General features: G+C 70.9%; 1 protein-coding gene. It reads right to left on the bottom strand.

The window, feature by feature from the left end; translation table 11 throughout:
• Positions 1–125: 125 nt before the first annotated feature.
• Positions 126–629, bottom strand: coding sequence for a GNAT family N-acetyltransferase (locus tag CCL05_RS43460; protein WP_086565919.1), 504 nt, complete (start codon positions 627–629; stop codon positions 126–128).
• Between the last annotated feature and the right edge of the window lie 20 nt (positions 630–649).

Genomic DNA, 649 nt, shown 5'->3' on the forward strand with positions numbered 1-649 from the left:
CCCGTCAGGAGCCCCCGCGATCCCCCCGGATTCCCCTCCAGAAGTCCTGACACCAAGTACGACCCGCAAAGGGCGGGAAGGGTTGCACGGCGGAGTAAGAAATTCTTGCCGGATTCCCGGAAAGATCACCGCGCCGGCCGGGTCAGTACGCGGGTGAGGCCGCCGTCGTCCTCCTCGACGTCCCTGACGTGCGCGAATCCGATCCGGCCCAGCAGGCGCAGCGAGGCCTCGTTCTCCGAGGCGACGGTGGCGTGCACCTCGGTCAGCCCGAGCGTGTCGAAGCCGTACCCGACGAGCGCCTCCGCCAGCTCCGCCCCGAGCCCGCTGCCCCAGACCTCCGGGGCCAGGGCGTAGACGATCTCGTGACCGTCGACCGCGTCCGTCCGCTTGATCTCCGCGTGCCCGACCAGTCGCCCAGCGCGCCGGACGGCCCAGACGTCGAAGAGATCCCGGGCGTAGACCTTGGTGAAGATCCGCCCGAACAGGGCCCGGTCGTCCGCCTCGGCGGCAGGGCCGTCCCCCATCCACCGGGAGACCCTGGTGTCCTGGAACAGGGCGACGAAGTCCTCCTCGTCCTCGGGGGTGTAGGCGTCGAGGAGGAGGCGGGCGGTGCGCAGGGTCGGGGGCATGGGGGGTGACGCTAGCCAGG

Source organism: Streptomyces africanus, assembly GCF_002150735.1.
GTDB lineage: Bacteria > Actinomycetota > Actinomycetes > Streptomycetales > Streptomycetaceae > Streptomyces > Streptomyces africanus.

What these genes read in the sequence shown, in the direction of transcription:
- CCL05_RS43460 (WP_086565919.1), bottom strand. Translation starts at nt 629, where the DNA reads ATGCCCCCGACCCTGCGCACCGCCCGCCTCCTCCTCGACGCCTACACC.